This is a genomic window from Fructilactobacillus frigidiflavus (assembly GCF_044054575.1).
GTDB lineage: Bacteria > Bacillota > Bacilli > Lactobacillales > Lactobacillaceae > Fructilactobacillus > Fructilactobacillus frigidiflavus.
Genome location: NZ_CP168716.1, coordinates 1,041,369 through 1,056,955, shown reverse-complemented (window position 1 = coordinate 1,056,955; position 15,587 = coordinate 1,041,369). Strand labels below are relative to the sequence as shown.

The window sequence follows — 15,587 nt, the reverse complement described above, 5'->3', positions numbered from 1 at the left end:
TCTCCTATCTTTCCATTTCAACTTTTTCTGGTAATTGCCAATTAATTGGTCGTTCTCCCATTGCTTCCAAAGCGGCATTCGTTTTGGAAAACGGCCGAGAACCAAAGAATCCCCGATTAGCCGATAACGGACTGGGGTGGGCTGATTCAATAATAATATTAGTTTCCGTATCAATCAAATTAACTTTTTTGCGGGCAGCATTGCCCCACAAAATAAAAACAACTGGTTCAGGACGTTCTGATAACTGATGAATTGCATAATCAGTTAATTTTTCCCAACCTTCATTTCGATGGGAAAAAGCCACTCCGTCTCGAACCGTGAGAACTGAGTTTAACAGTAAAACCCCTTGTTCTGCCCAACTCTTTAAGTATCCATGATTAACGGGCTTAATCCCTAAATCATTATCTAATTCTTTATAGATATTTCGTAAAGATGGCGGAATTTTAACTCCTGGTTCAACGGCAAAACTGGTTCCAATTGCTTGATGAGGGCCATGATAAGGATCTTGTCCCAAAATAACCACCTTGGTTTTACTGAACGGCGTCCATTCAAACGCTTGAAAAATATGATTCATCGCTGGATAAATCTGATGATTCGAATATTCTTCAACTAAAAATTTTCTCAACTTTTGGTAATATGGTTTTTCAAATTCTGGCTCTAAGATTGGCCACCAGTCATTATCAATAAATTGTTTCAACTTTTTCACCTCGTGAATATTTTAACATAACTTCAACTAAAACAAGCATCGTTATCGTCTCAAATACCAAGACTTATCTCAGTCAAAAAGCGATTGAATCCCTTCAGAATTCAATCGCTTTTTCGAAGTCAAATTATGCTAGTAATGTTTCATTACTCGATCAATTTGACGCTTTTGATCACGTGCTTTAATATCATGACGTTTATCGTATTCGTGTTTCCCTTTTGCCACCCCAATTAGTACTTTAGCAAAATTATGCTTTAAATACATTTTGAGGGGGACAACCGTCACACCTTTAGTTTGCACTGCATCAGAAAGCTTTCTAATTTCCTTCTTATGCAAGAGTAACTTCCGATTTCGTAATGGATCATGATTAAATTGATTACCTTCAGTATATTCATTAATATGAATATTTTGTAAGAAAGCTTCGCCGTTTCGAAACGAAACAAAGCCATCTTTCAAAGTAACCCGCCGTTCTCTTACAGATTTTATTTCGGTCCCCGTTAATGCAATTCCTGCCTCGAAAGTCTCTTCAATGAAATAATCATGACGTGCCTTTCGATTGGTAGCCATCACATTATCGTTATTTGGCTTACTCTTTTTTTTGACCATTTTAAAATCAATCCTTATTTACGTTTTTTAATGGTAAAACTGTGTGATGATTTATTTCCGTTACCATGTTTTTGACCATGGTTATCATTGTTCTTGTGGTTGTTAAAACGACCACGCGTATGATTTTGTTGTTTTGGTAAAAGATCACTAATTGGTGTCTTTTCTACTTCAAGAATTTCAAAATCAACGGAACTTTGGTCAACATCGACACCCACACATTTAACGCGAACATCTTGTCCAATTTTGAAAGTCCGTTTCGTATTACGACCAACTAGGGCCATGTACTTAGGTACGTATTGGTAATAGTCATCCGTCATCCGACTAATGTGTACAAGTCCTTCAACTGTATTTGGTAATTCAACGAAGACCCCAAATTTCATGACAGAACTAATTACACCATTGTATTCTTCACCAATGCGATCGCTCATGTATTCAGCCTTCATCATGGCATCCACAGCACGTTCCGTATCAACGGCACGACGTTCTGTTTCTGAACAATGAACAGCTACTTCACCGACAACATCAGCGTACTTAGCTCTGGTTACATCATTAATTCCATTATCTTCATAGTAATGAATTAAACGGTGAATGAACATATCAGGGTAACGACGAATTGGTGAGGTAAAGTGAGTGTAGTATTTTGCACCTAACCCAAAGTGACCAACACATTTATCACTGTACTTAGCTTGTTGCATACTTCTAAGCAACATCACTGAAACCATTGCTTCTTCTGGTTTACCAGCTACCTTAGATAAGACGTTTTGTAAAGTCTTAGGTTCAAGATGATCTGGATCTGCTTTAACGTTGATTCCAAAAGCAGTTAAGAATTCAAAGAATTCTTTAACTCGAGTAGCATCAGGTACTTCATGAATTCGGTAAATGAATGGTACTTTAAGCTTATGGTAAGTTTCAGCGACCGTTTCGTTGGCAGCTAGCATGAATGATTCAATCAAACGTTCAGCAGTTCCACGAGTTCTCAATTGAATGTCAATTGGGTGACCTTCTTTATTAACAATAATCTTTGCTTCGTTATCGTTAAAGTCAATTGCCCCACGTCTGCGACGAGCTTTGTAAAGAATCTTATGCAATTCGTCCATAGTTTCAAACATTGGTACTAAATCAGCATATTTCTTACGGGTATCAGCATCTTTATTTTCAATAATGTCATTAACTGCATTATAGGTCATCCGTGCTTTAGAACGCATAACACTAGGATGAACTCGTGACTTAACCACTTTCCCTTGGGGGTTAATTTCCATATCACAACTCATACATAAACGAAGTTCACCTTCGTTTAATGAACAAATTCCGTTTGATAACCGTCTTGGTAACATTGGAATAACTCGATCAGTTAAGTAACAAGAAGTTCCCCGTTTGTAGGCTTCTCGGTCAAGTAATGTTCCTGGTTTCACATAGTGACTAACATCAGCAATGTGAACCCCTAAATGATAGTTACCGTTTGGTAATTTCCAAGCCGTAACGGCATCATCTAAATCTTTTGATTCTTCGGCATCAATGGTAACTAGTGTTTGGTCAGTAATGTCTTCGCGACCTTTAGTTTCTTCTGGTAAAACATGGTCAGGAATTGCATCTGCTTCTTGCATTACATCTTCTGGGAATTGTGATGGCACATCATGGGCATACACAATTTGTAAGATGTCAATTCCAGGATCATCAACACTACCAATGATTTGTTTAGCAACCCCAACCATCACATCTGGATGTTTAGCGTTTGGATATTCAGTAATATCAGCTAAGACCACTTCACCAGGAGTTGGGTTGATTCCAGCATCTGTAACGTAGAATCTAAAACCTGCTAGTTTTTTGTCTTTTAATTTGATTTGGCCAATGTAACCTTGGTCATCAGTCGTCTTGAAGAATTCACCAACTACATGAGTATAATGACGTTCAAGAATCTTGATTACTTTGGCAGCCGGACCACGATCACTACCTTTTTCGGCTGGTTTAGTGATTTGAACTTCAACACGGTCTAAATTCATGGCATTCATGGTATCATCAGGTGCAATAAAGGCATCTTCTGAATCATCATCAAAACCAACGAAGCCGAAGCCTTTTGAATTTGAATGGAATACCCCTTCAAGTTTTAATTCACTAGGATTAATCTTAAAGTTTCCATCATGAGTAACAACAACAGCTCGTTCTCTTTCAAGAATGGCTAATTCTTGTACAATTAATTTGAAGGCAGCTGAGCCATGATACTTCAAAGCATCAGCGATGTCTTCAACGCTATACGATTTTTCTGGATGAGATACAAGTTCATTCTTGATCTCATTTTTTAATTTATTATCTTCCACTATATTTCCTCTTCTATGTTTTCTTTATATATGTAATTAACTACATTATAAACGTTTTATTTTCTATTTTTAATTAATTAGCCCTGATATACAAAAAAGCCCCTGCGAATATGCAAGGAGCCTTTTTCTAGTGCTGTGATAACCACATTAAAACTAATGCGATGGCAAAAAACATAATGCCTAAAATTACAGTAACTTTTTGGATAAATGATTCAAATCCACGTGATTTTGATTCTGCAAACAAGTCGCTAGCACCACCAGTAAATGATGACATTGCGTCATTGTTTTTTGACGGTTGCATTAAAACAGCGCCAATAATCAATATGCTAACAATCCATAATAATATCATTAAGAAGTCAGTCAATGAAAATTCCTCCTACCCATGTTGAAAAAGGGTCAATTAATTCTAGTAAATATTATAACACAATCTTGATAAATTTCAAAATTACACTATTTTTAACCGAAAAAAGAACCCCTAGCAAGGCTAGAAGTTCTTTTTAAAAGCTTAATTATTTGTTCATAATGTCTTCACGTGCTTGACGTGATAAGTTGTAGAATGAGTGAATTCCTTTGTATTCTGCAACTGAACCTAATTGGTCTTCAATTCTCATTAATTGGTTGTACTTAGCAATTCTTTCACCACGACTCATTGAACCAGTCTTGATTTGACCTGCATTAAGGGCAACAACTAAATCAGAAATAGTAGTATCTTCAGTTTCACCTGAACGGTGTGAGATAACGGCAGTGTAACTAGCTTCTTTAGCCATGTTAACCGCATTAACTGTTTCAGTTAAAGTACCGATTTGGTTAAGTTTGATAAGGATTGAGTTTGCAACACCCATTTCAATTCCTTTTTCAAGGTAGTCAGTGTTAGTAACAAATAAATCATCACCAACGATTTGTACTTTTTTACCAAGTTTTTCGGTAGCAATCTTCCAGTCTTCCCATTCGTTTTCATCCAAAGGATCTTCGATTGAAATGATTGGGTATTTGTCAACGATGCTTTCAAGTAACTCAACGAATTCAGCAGCAGTGTATGAACGACCGTCACCTTCTAAGTTGTATTTCTTAGTTTCAGGATCGTAGAATTCTGAAGAAGCACAGTCAAAGGCAATTGCAATATCTTTACCTGGTTTGTAACCAGCACGTTTGATAGCTTCAATAAGAATTTCAAATGGTTCTTCGTTGTTCTTCAAGTCAGGAGCAAATCCACCTTCATCACCAACAGCAGTTGAGTAACCTTTTTCGTTTAAGATTGCTTTTAAGGCGTGGAAAGTTTCAGCACCCATCCGAACAGCTTCTCTAAAAGTTGGAGCACCAACAGGCATGATCATGAATTCTTGGAAGTCAACCTTGTTGTTAGCGTGCTTACCACCATTGATAACGTTCATCATTGGAGTAGGTAAAACGTGAGCATCGAAACCACCTAAGTAGTTGTATAAAGGAGTTCCAAGTTCATCAGCAGCAGCTCTAGCAGCAGCAATTGAAACAGCTAAGATAGCGTTAGCACCTAATTTAGCTTTGTTAGGAGTACCATCAAGCTTAATCATTGCTTGGTCAATTCCTAATTGATCAGTAACATCGTAACCAATAATTTCTTTGGCAATTTTGTCGTTAACGTTAGCAACGGCTTTAGTAACACCTTTACCACCAAAACGGTCTTTGTTACCATCACGTAATTCAACTGCTTCGTGTTCACCAGTTGAGGCACCAGAAGGAACGATTCCACGTCCCATTGCACCGTCTTCAGTGTAAACTTCAGCTTCAACAGTTGGGTTACCACGTGAGTCTAAGACTTCGCGTGCATATACATCAGAAATAAGTGACATAATAAATCTCCTTAGTTGTTTAGTAATAATCTATATTTACAATTAAATTCTACATTTTTAAAATCAACAATGCAATCATTTAATTAATTATTTAAGCGTTTTAAAATTTGCAAGCTTCATAAATTCGGTTGGACTCAAACTAGCCTTACCAGCGAGGACCCCATCGATATCCGTTTCTTTCATTAAAGATTGGATGTTTTTTTCAGTAACACTGCCACCATAAAGAATTCGAATTTGATCAGCCACTTCATCAGAGTAAATATCAGCAAGCGTTTGCCGAATTAGATAACAGCCCTCTTCGGCTTCAGCCGTCGAAGCACTATGGCCGGTTCCGATTGCCCAACTGGGTTCATAAGCAATGATAATCTTCGCAGCATCGGCTTCAGAAACTCCTTGAACAGCCGCAGTTACTTGACTAACGACCCAGGAAAAATGATCACCGTTGTCTACTCGCCCCATCGTTTCATCACAACAAATGATGGGAATCATTTGGTTATCTAAGACCGCATGAACTTTTTTGTTAATAATGTCATTCGTCTCATTAAAATAACGACGACGTTCAGAATGGCCTACAATTACATATTTAATTCCCATTTCGCTAAGAGCTTTCGGGCTAACTTCCCCTGTATAAGCTCCTTCATCTTTATAGAAACAATTTTCCGCGGTAACTTGTAAAGGGCTATGGTCATTATGTTTAAGCATTGATTCTAAAAAAAGAGGTGACGCAGCAATTGCCGTTTCCACTTCACTAGCAGCTGGTAAATTAGGCTTAATCTCTTCGACAAATTTGACGGCTTCCTCAAGTGACAAATTCATCTTCCAGTTTCCACCAATAAACGGAATACGCATTTTAACCCTCCTTTCATTTTACATAAAGCTTAGGTAATTAAAAAAGCGCTGGCCAAGCCAACGCTTTTTAATTAATCTTTGTTAGAAACACAGGCAATTCCAGGTAAAGTTTTACCTTCAAGGTATTCAAGTGAAGCTCCACCACCAGTAGAGATGTGAGTAAGCTTGTCAGCTACGCCTAATTCTTTAACGGCAGCAGTTGAATCACCACCACCAACAATGGTTGTAGCATCTTTTAAAGTACCTAAGAAACGACCAATTGCTAAAGTACCTTCAGCAAATTTAGGCATTTCAAAGACACCCATTGGTCCATTCCAAACTACTGTCTTAGCATCGGCAAGGACACTTTCGAAGAGTTTGATTGATTTAGGTCCAATGTCAAGGGCCATGTAGCCATCAGGAATTGCACCATCAACGATTTTAGCATCAGCATCGTTTGAGAATTTATCAGCAACCACTGAGTCAACTGGTAAAACAATCTTGTTGCCACCCTTTTTAAGGATTTCTTTAGCAACATCAATTTTGTCTTTTTCAACAAGTGAGTTACCAATTGAAATCCCCTTAGCAGCGTAGAATGTGTAAGTCATTCCACCACCGATAATGATTTTATCGGCTTTGTCTAATAAGTGATCAATTACACCAATCTTATCAGAAACTTTAGCACCACCTAAAATAGCGACGAATGGGTGTTTTGGATTGTCAACAGCGTTACCAAGGAATTTAATTTCTTTTTCAAGCAAGAAACCAGCGGCAACTGGTTTACCGGCTTTTTCCATAGCAGTTGCAATTCCAACGTTAGAAGCATGACTTCTGTGAGCAGTACCGAAAGCATCGTTCACAAATACGTCACCTAATGAAGCCCAGTATTCACCTAATTTAGGATCATTTTTAGATTCACGTTTAACGTTTTCACCATCAATAACATCTTGATAACGAGTGTTTTCAGCCAACAAGATTTGACCATCTTGCATCTTATCGATGGCTTCTTCTAATTGAGGACCTTCGTTAACTGGCACAAAGATAACTGGTTTTTTGATTAATTTTGAAAGCTTTTCCGCAACGGGACGAAGTGACAAACCGGGTTTGTCGTCTTCTGATTTAATTCGACCTAAGTGAGAAAGTAAGATTGCTTTTCCACCGTGGTTGATTACCCATTCAATTGATGGTAAAGCAGCTACGATCCGGTTATCGTCACCAACTACACCATCTTTAATGGGAACATTAAAATCAACCCGCATAAGGACATCTTTACCCTTAAGGTCTAAATCATCAATGATTAATTTACTCATTATGCAATTCCTCCAATAATAATTGATAAAACAAAAGACGCAGGAGGTATAACCTCCTCCGCCCTTTTAAAACTACAATTTAATGATTAAAGAGTAGCAAAGTGTTGTAAAGTACGAATCATGTTACAAGTGAATCCCCATTCGTTATCGTACCAAGCAACAGTCTTAACTAATTGAAGATCACCGTTTTCAGTGATTTCAGTTTGACTTGGGTCAAATACTGAACCGTGTGAATTACCGATAACATCAGTTGAAACCATGAAGTCTTCAGCGTAACCAAAGGCATCATTTTTGTGTTTCTTCATAGCATCGTTAATTTCATCAACAGTAACTTTCTTGTCAAGAACTGAAACTAATTCAGTTAATGAACCATCAATTACAGCAACACGTTGTGCGTGACCTTTTAAGATACCATCAAGTTCTGGGATAACAAGACCAATGGCCTTAGCAGCACCTGAACTGTGAGGAATAGTGTTAACGGCAGCAGCACGGTTGTTAGCAAACTTAGCGCTACGAGGTCCATCTTGAAGTGCTTGAGTAGCAGTGTAAGCATGAACAGTAGTCATAGTACCAACTTTAAGACCGAATTCTTTGTTAAGCCAGTTAGCCATAGGAGCTAAACAGCTAGTAGTACATGAACCAGCTGATACAATCTTATCTTCTGAAGTAAGAGTATCAAGGTTAACACCAGGAACAACAGTAGTAATGTCACCAGCAGGAGCTGAGATCAAGACACGTTGTGCACCGGCATCCAAGTGAGCTTGTGCTTTTTCTTTTGAAGTGTAGAAACCAGTACATTCAAGTACAAAGTCAACACCGTCATTTTTAACCCAAGGAATGTTCTTTGCATCACGTTCTGCGTAAACTGGGATACGTTTACCGTCAACGATGATTGCGTCTTCAGTTGCTTCAACTTTACCAGGGAAACGACCATGAACAGAGTCGTATTTTAGTAAGTAAGCTAACATTGAAGGTGTAGTTAAATCGTTAATTGCTGCAACTTCAATGTCCTTTGAATCTAATTGATGGATACGTCTAAATGCTAGACGACCAATTCTTCCGAAACCATTAAGACCAATTTTTACAGTCATAATATGCTTCCTCCTTTAGGATTGTTATATTTTAAATACAAGTCATATCTTACCACTTTTACCTGAAAATGTCAGCGATTTCATTACGCACTCTCAGAATAAGTAGCAAGTAAATTAATAATGTAGTTTAACTAACCTACGGCCTTAGTATAGCAAATCAAAAATTCAAAGCAAAGTAATTACATTTTAATTTACCCCTTGAATTATTTATTCTTTTCCTTTAGAATAATAGATGCAAGTTTTGTACCCCTAGTGTAATGGATAGCACGTAAGATTCCGGTTCTTGAGATGAGAGTTCGACTCCCTCGGGGTACATTTTCGACCTTAATTTTTAAGGTCTTTTTTTATACCATCATAGGTCCAAATAATTGACCTTGATTGACCAATATTATAAGATAAAGCCATGAATTTAGTTATTCAATATTAATTTTATTATAGAAAGAAGAGGAAGTTATTATGCCTTTAGTTCCGACTGTTGTTGAAAACTCACCACAAGGTGAACGTGCATATGACATCTACTCACGACTTTTAAAAGATCGCATTATTATGCTTTCTGGTGAAATCGAAGATAACATGGCCAATGCAATCATTGCCCAATTATTATTTCTAGATGCCCAAGACTCAGACAAAGATATTTATTTATACATTAATTCACCGGGTGGTGTCATTACTTCCGGAATGGCAATTTACGATACGATGAACTTCATTAAATCTGACGTTCAAACCATCGTCATGGGAATGGCTGCTTCAATGGCATCCGTTCTTGCTACTGCCGGTACCAAAGGTAAGCGATTTGCCTTACCACATTCTCAAATTATGATTCACCAACCTTCTGGTGGAGCTCAAGGTCAACAAACTGAAATCGAAATTGCGGCTAAAGAAATTCTTAAGGCTCGTAAAATGATTAATGAATTGTTGGCAGAACATTCAGGTCAACCACTTGAAAAGATTGATCGCGATACTGAACGTGATAACTACTTATCAGCGCAAGAAGCAGTTGATTATGGTTTGATCGACGGCATCATGACCAACAGCAAAGATAAAAAATAATTTATCCAAATTTAAAAGCAGCTTCGTTCTGATTAATTTCAGAACTGAGCTGCTTTTTTTAGGCATTTTTTCGTAACTGATCAGCTATATCATTAATTTTATGCAACCGATGATTAACCCCAGACTTAGAAATAGGCCCATCAGGAATAATCTCTCCTAGCTCTTTCAAACTAACTTCTTGATTATTCATCCGTGTAATGGCAACATCCCGCAATTTTTTAGGCAAACTGTCCAAGCCTAATTTTGCTTCAATAAATTTAATGTTTTCAATTTGCTTAGTTGAGGCATTGGCCACTTTATTCATATTGGCATTTTCACAGTTAACTAAGCGATTAACCGAATTCCGCATATCACGGACAATCCGAATATCTTCAAATTTCAACATGGAATTGGTGGCCCCAATTAATTGTAAGAAATCTGCAATCTTTTCTGCTTCTTTAATGTACACGATATAACCGCTGCGGCGAGCTGTTTCCTTGGCACCTAAATTATATTTATTCATCATTTCTGCCATCATCTGATTATGATCATCGTAAAGTGAATAAATTTCTAAATGATAGCGTGAGGTTTCTGGATTATTAACGGATCCCCCCGCTAAAAACGCCCCCCGCAAATAAGAACGCACTTGCATATCATTTTTTAATAATTCTAACGGCACGCGTTCTAAAATTTGTTCTCCATCAAAAATACCGAGATCTTCCAAAACTTCTCTTACGTTTTGATTTAACCGAACAATGTAGAGGTTATTCTTTTTGAGTTTCATTTTACGACGTACAATCACATTTGCCTCTACTTGATAAAACTTCAGCAACAAGCTATAAACGCGTCGCGAAATTGCTGAGTTTTCTGATTGAAATTCGAGGGCTAACTTCCCGTTTGAAATTTTTAAAGTTCCATTCATGCGAATTAAAGCCATTAATTCTGCTTTCGCATTCTCACGGTGCACTTCTAAATTGGTTAATTCCTTTTTTACTTCACTTGCATACGACATTCAAACAACTCCCATTAATTAAGTTTTGGCTGTCCTAAAAGTCGAATTAATTCATTTGTCACTAATTCACCATTATGAAAAGCCCCATGATCGCGTAATTCCAAAAAATCAGATGATATTACCCGACACCCTAGTTCCTTCAAACCTTGATAATCAGGAACAACGGGTTCTGATTCATCACGCCAACGTTGCCGATCAATGTATTCACTAGGTACCGGCTGATTATTGACTAAAACCGTATCGACAAACCGATGACCTAACTGACGGTCTAAAACGCGAACGTGATCGGCATCCGTAAAGTTCGTCGTTTCCCCGCTTTGGGTCATAATGTTACAAATATAAACAACCTCTGCTTGGGTTTCGATGACCGCTTTACCAACGTTGCTAACCATTAAATTTGGCAAGATACTAGTGTAAAGACTCCCAGGTCCAAGCACAATTTGATCAGCGTTCATAATCGCATCAATCACAGCGGGAACAGCTTCTGGCGTTTCAGCACCGTTAGCAGATTCTACCCACACCCGTTTAATCATTTTATCGGCTTTCGTAATTTCTGATTCCCCCGTCATCGTAGTTCCATCAGTAAATTCAGCGTGGAGCACCAAGCTTTCATCACAAACAGGATAAACGTGACCATCAACTTGCATCATTTTTGTCAACATTTGCACTGCCGCAAAAAAACCATCTTCCATTTCCGACAAGGCGGTAATGATTAAATTACCAATCGCATGTCCTGATAAGAATTTATCAGTGGACTTAAAACGATATTGGAAAATATCTAAATCAATCTGCGGTAAGTTTGAAAGACTAACCAGTACGTTTCGGATGTCTCCCGGTGGTAAGACATTAATATAATTACGTAAAATTCCTGAAGAACCACCATCATCTGCAACCGTAACGACTGCTGTAATGTCGACATCTCGTTTTTTTAGGTTTTTCAAAATGACTGGAAGGCCAGTTCCCCCACCAATCACCACCATCTTTGGCCGACTAATTTGTTTTGCTAATTTATTTACCATTAATTATTGGACCCCTTTATAACGACTAATTTCACGATGCGTGATGTTAACCCGAAAGCCTAGTTTTTTGAGAGCCTTACCTAACCTTTCCGTCATTGCAATTGACCGATGTTGTCCCCCAGTACAGCCGATGGCAATGGTTTCACAAGCTTTAGCTGTCCCTTGAATTTTGGGGAGTAAAAATTTCATTAAACCATAGATTTTCTCAAAGTATTCATCCGCATCTTCTTGATTCATTACATAATCATAAACAGGCTGATCTTTGCCCGTTAAATCACGCAGACTTTCTACGTAATAAGGATTGGTTAAAAACCGCACATCAAACACCATATCAGCGTCAATTGGGATGCCATATTTAAAGCCAAAGGACATCAATTCAACGTGAAAAGGCGCTACGCCTTGATTTTCAAACTCATCAATTAATTTTTCCCGTAATTGCTTGGGTGTAAGCTTCGTCGTATCAATGATGAGATTGGCTGCTGCTTTAACCGGTGCCATTACCTGACGTTCTTTTTCGATTCCATCAATTAAGCGTCCATTTCTCGCTAACGGATGATCACGGCGGGTCTCTTCATAACGCGTGACAATTTTATTATCAGAAGCGTCTAAAAAGATAACATTTTCTTTTTGATTTTGATTATGGGCAATTTCAACTAACGTATCGACCACTTCATTATCTGATCCTGGAGCTCGTAAATCAATCACCAGAGCCACTTTATTAATTTCACTTGAAGTTCTAATTAATTCGGAAAACTTATAAATTAAATTTGGTGGTAAATTATCAACACAAAAGTAGCCTAAATCTTCAAAGGTTTGGATAGCCCGGGTTTTTCCCGCACCACTCATTCCCGTAATAATTACTAATTCATCATCTTGTGCCATTGTAATCCCTCCAAACTTTCGTTAAGTATAACATACCGGGCGTTTCACTTAAAACAAAAGTAAAAGCCCACTAAAAGGGTTAACCACCCTAGTGAGCTTTATGCTATTTTGTTGCTGCTAAAGTTCTTTGATAATCTTTTTCTAAAATTGGTTTCAAGTATTTTCCCGTTACACTTTCTGGAACTTCCGTAATTTCTTCCGGAGTCCCAGTTGCAACCACTTGACCACCTTTATCGCCACCATCAGGGCCTAAATCAATGACATGATCGGCTTGTTCAATGACTGCCATATTATGTTCAATAATTAAAATTGTGTTTCCCGCATCAACTAACTTCTGTAATACGCCTAATAAACGTTTAATATCATCCGTGTGTAACCCAGTGGTAGGTTCATCAAGAATGTAGAAGTTCTTTCCGGTTGAACGCTTGTGCAATTCAGAAGCTAACTTCATCCGTTGTGCTTCTCCACCAGAAAGCGTAGTTGCTGATTGGCCTAATTTAACGTAGCCTAACCCAACATCAGAAATGGTTTGCAACTTACGCGTAATTTTAGGAATTGCTTTAAAGAATTCTAAGGCTTCATTAACCGTTAAATCTAAGACTTCGGCAATGTTTTTCCCTTTGTACTGGACTTCCAAAGTTTCAGAATTGTAACGTTTCCCATGACAAACTTCACAAGGCACGTAAACATCCGGTAAGAAATCCATTTCAATTTTTAAGATTCCATCACCACGACAGGTTTCACAACGTCCCCCCTTGATGTTAAAACTGAAACGACCCTTTTGGTAACCACGTAACTGGGCTTCGTTGGTTTTGGCAAACAAGTCCCGTATATCATCAAAAACTCCGGTATACGTAGCTGGATTACTACGCGGAGTTCGTCCAATTGGGCTTTGATCGATACTAACTAATTTTTCAATGTTTTTATAACCCGTAATTGATTTATACTTACCGGGTTTTTCTGAATTATCATTTAATTTTTGGGCCAATGCGCGCTTCAAAATATCATTAACTAACGTTGACTTACCTGAACCCGATACTCCAGTGACTACGTTAAATTCCCCTAACGGAAACTTAACCGTAATGTCTTTCAAGTTATTGGCTTGCGCCCCTTTAATTGTGACAAATTTTTTGTTTCCTTTACGCCGTTTTAAGGGTACGGGAATAAATTTCTTCCCCGATAAATATTGTCCTGTCAACGAGTTAGGATCTTGTGCCACTTCAGCAGGAGTTCCCGTTGCCATAATTTTTCCACCGGCTTGACCAGCGCCAGGACCAACATCAACTAAGTAATCCGCAGCCATCATCGTATCATGATCATGTTCCACCACAACCAAGGTATTGCCTAAATCACGCATTTTTTTAAGCGATTCAATCAGACGATCATTATCCCGTTGGTGTAGTCCAATCGAAGGTTCATCAAGCACGTATAAAATCCCTGATAAATTAGATCCGATTTGGGTCGCTAATCGAATTCGTTGCGCTTCTCCCCCTGATAAGGTTCTAGCAGAACGAGAAAGCGTCAAATAGGCTAACCCAACGTTTAATAAGAAATCTAACCGATCTTTAATTTCTTTAATCACTGGTTTAGCGATTGCCGTATCTTTATCACCAAATTTGACTTTACTAAAGAAATCAAATTCTTCCGCAATATTCATTTGACAAACTTGGGCAATGTTTTTTCCCATAATTTTTACTGATAAAGCCTGTTCATTTAGGCGATATCCATGACAAAATTGGCAAGTTAATTCACGCATATATTTCCGCATTTGGTCACGAGTAAAATCACTATTAGTTTCTTTAAAACGACGAGCAATGTTAGTAATCACGCCTTCGAAAGGAACATCAACATCCCGAATGCCCCCGAAATCATTTTTATAGTGAAAATGAAATTCTTTTCCTTTAGAACCATATAAAATCAAATCACGCTGTTGCTTCGGTAATTTTTTAAACGGAGTGTCCATATCAATGTTAAAGGCGGTTGCTGCTTGCTCTAAGAGTTCTGGATAATATTTAGAACTAATGGGGTTCCAGGGTTCAATCGCCCCTTCATTCAACGTTTTATTGGGATTAGGAATTACCAAGTCTTTGTCAACTTCAAGTTTTACCCCTAACCCGTCACAAGCGGGACAAGCTCCTTGCGGTGAATTAAACGAAAAAAGCCGTGGTTCTAATTTACCGATTGTAAAACCACAGATTGCACAGGCATAATGCTCCGAAAAGAGCATGGGTTCCCGTTTCCCTAAAAAGTCAATATTAGCATAGCCATCACTTAACCGAAGAGCGGTTTCTAATGAATCAGATAGTCGAGAATTAATTCCGTCTTTTACCACAATTCGATCAATGACAATGCTAATGTTATGCCGTTTATTTTTATCTAAATCAAATTCATCGGAAATATCGTGCATTTCACCGTCAACGATGACCCGCACGAACCCTTCCCGTTTAATTTGTTCGAAGATTTTTTGATGCTTTCCCCGTTTATCACGCACAATTGGCGAAAGAATTTGTAACTTAGTTCGTTCCGGCAACGCCAAAATGCGATCAATCATTTGATCAATCGATTGGCTTTCAATCACTGTTCCATCATTGGGACAAATGGGAGTTCCCACTCGTGCCCATAATAATCGTAAATAATCATTAATTTCAGTTACAGTTCCGACTGTTGAACGGGGGTTTTTAGAAGTTGTTTTTTGGTCAATGGAAATTGCTGGACTAAGGCCAACAATTGAATCAACATCCGGCTTATTCATTTGCCCTAAAAATTGGCGTGCATATGAAGAAAGACTTTCAACATACCGTCGTTGCCCTTCGGCATAAAGTGTATCAAACGCTAAAGAACTCTTTCCAGAGCCCGATAAACCAGTCATTACCACCAATTTATTTTTGGGAATATCGACATTCACGTTTTTTAAATTGTGTTCTCGTGCTCCCCTAATTTTAATTGTGTCATTTGCCATTTAT

The 15,587-nt window shown here is 38.0% G+C and carries 13 protein-coding genes and 1 tRNA gene; 2 read left to right on the top strand and 12 right to left on the bottom strand.

What is annotated here, in order from left to right; genetic code table 11:
* Positions 1-4: 4 nt before the first annotated feature.
* The 8 genes from ACEPSS_RS05280 to gap form a co-directional block, all read right to left on the bottom strand.
* Entirely contained in the window at positions 5-697 is a 693-nt protein-coding gene (locus ACEPSS_RS05280) for a uracil-DNA glycosylase (protein WP_395318039.1), read from the bottom strand.
* A gap of 138 nt (positions 698-835) precedes the next feature.
* Positions 836-1,309 carry an SsrA-binding protein SmpB gene (gene smpB / locus ACEPSS_RS05275; RefSeq protein WP_014081830.1) on the bottom strand — a complete coding sequence of 158 codons (474 nt, stop codon included), beginning with the start codon at positions 1,307-1,309 and terminating at the stop codon, positions 836-838.
* A 14-nt stretch (positions 1,310-1,323) separates the two neighbouring features.
* Positions 1,324-3,624, bottom strand: coding sequence for a ribonuclease R (gene rnr, locus ACEPSS_RS05270; RefSeq protein ID WP_395318036.1), 2,301 nt, complete (start codon positions 3,622-3,624; stop codon positions 1,324-1,326).
* Between the two features lie 127 nt (positions 3,625-3,751).
* Positions 3,752-3,988 (bottom strand): preprotein translocase subunit SecG, encoded by a 237-nt coding sequence (gene secG / locus ACEPSS_RS05265; protein WP_395318035.1) that lies wholly within the window; start codon positions 3,986-3,988, stop codon positions 3,752-3,754.
* 145 nt (positions 3,989-4,133) lie between these two features.
* Positions 4,134-5,453: a phosphopyruvate hydratase gene (gene eno / locus ACEPSS_RS05260; protein ID WP_395318033.1), complete on the bottom strand. Its 1,320-nt coding sequence runs from the start codon at positions 5,451-5,453 to the stop codon at positions 4,134-4,136.
* Positions 5,454-5,540: 87 nt separating this feature from the next.
* Positions 5,541-6,302 (bottom strand): triose-phosphate isomerase, encoded by a 762-nt coding sequence (gene tpiA / locus ACEPSS_RS05255; RefSeq protein ID WP_395318031.1) that lies wholly within the window; start codon positions 6,300-6,302, stop codon positions 5,541-5,543.
* A 71-nt stretch (positions 6,303-6,373) separates the two neighbouring features.
* Positions 6,374-7,591 (bottom strand): phosphoglycerate kinase, encoded by a 1,218-nt coding sequence (locus ACEPSS_RS05250; RefSeq protein ID WP_395318029.1) that lies wholly within the window; start codon positions 7,589-7,591, stop codon positions 6,374-6,376.
* Between the two features lie 86 nt (positions 7,592-7,677).
* Complete coding sequence (gap, locus tag ACEPSS_RS05245; protein WP_395318027.1) at positions 7,678-8,682, bottom strand: type I glyceraldehyde-3-phosphate dehydrogenase; 1,005 nt, start codon at positions 8,680-8,682, stop codon at positions 7,678-7,680.
* 243 nt (positions 8,683-8,925) lie between these two features.
* Here gap and ACEPSS_RS05240 point away from each other — a divergent pair.
* Both ACEPSS_RS05240 and clpP read left to right on the top strand, forming a co-directional pair.
* Positions 8,926-8,997, top strand: a tRNA-Arg gene (locus ACEPSS_RS05240).
* Between the two features lie 141 nt (positions 8,998-9,138).
* The gene (clpP, locus tag ACEPSS_RS05235; RefSeq protein WP_395318025.1) at positions 9,139-9,732 is read left to right on the top strand and encodes an ATP-dependent Clp endopeptidase proteolytic subunit ClpP; all 594 of its coding nucleotides are present in this window, start codon (positions 9,139-9,141) and stop codon (positions 9,730-9,732) included.
* A gap of 58 nt (positions 9,733-9,790) precedes the next feature.
* Here clpP and whiA read toward each other — a convergent pair whose 3' ends face one another.
* From whiA to uvrA, 4 genes are all read right to left on the bottom strand, one after another.
* Positions 9,791-10,723, bottom strand: coding sequence for a DNA-binding protein WhiA (whiA, locus tag ACEPSS_RS05230; protein WP_395318024.1), 933 nt, complete (start codon positions 10,721-10,723; stop codon positions 9,791-9,793).
* Positions 10,724-10,737: 14 nt separating this feature from the next.
* Positions 10,738-11,742 (bottom strand): gluconeogenesis factor YvcK family protein, encoded by a 1,005-nt coding sequence (locus tag ACEPSS_RS05225; RefSeq protein WP_395318022.1) that lies wholly within the window; start codon positions 11,740-11,742, stop codon positions 10,738-10,740.
* Positions 11,743-11,745: 3 nt separating this feature from the next.
* Positions 11,746-12,624, bottom strand: coding sequence for an RNase adapter RapZ (gene rapZ, locus ACEPSS_RS05220; RefSeq protein ID WP_395318020.1), 879 nt, complete (start codon positions 12,622-12,624; stop codon positions 11,746-11,748).
* A gap of 103 nt (positions 12,625-12,727) precedes the next feature.
* Positions 12,728-15,583 carry an excinuclease ABC subunit UvrA gene (gene uvrA, locus ACEPSS_RS05215; protein WP_395318018.1) on the bottom strand — a complete coding sequence of 952 codons (2,856 nt, stop codon included), beginning with the start codon at positions 15,581-15,583 and terminating at the stop codon, positions 12,728-12,730.
* Positions 15,584-15,587 lie beyond the last annotated feature (4 nt).